Here is a 372-nt window from a genome sequence, read left to right on the forward strand (position 1 = left end):
GAACCGCTGATTTACGTAGTCGAAGTGATCGATATTGATCATCAGGACCGTATCAATTTTGCCCAGAGCTGTCGGGACTGAACAAAGGACATCTTTCACCCCTTGTGTCGAACTCAGCTCAAAGTAGCCTGCCTCCTTGCCGGCGCTGAAATCCCGTGCTTTGAGCAGGTTGTTTCTGAAACCGATGCTGTTGCTGGGGATTTGATTATTCATGATCGACTCAGTAAGGCTTTAAACCTGTGTGCGTCAGAATGATACACACAAAGTACGTTTTTATGTTAGGCGAAGAATTTTTGGCAAAAAAAAACCCCGCGCATGGCGGGGCTGGACGAAACGTTGAAAGCAACTCAAAAATTGAAGCCTGCTACTCCG

The 372-nt window shown here is 46.8% G+C and carries 1 protein-coding gene; it reads right to left on the reverse strand.

The genetic code is table 11. The features are described from left to right. On the reverse strand, positions 1–213 hold a 213-nt coding region (locus AC3XQU_RS23220; protein ID WP_489876513.1), incomplete at its 3' end, for a hypothetical protein. Positions 214–372: the final 159 nt, after the last annotated feature.

The organism is Telluria sp. AZSoR62, assembly GCF_058111565.1.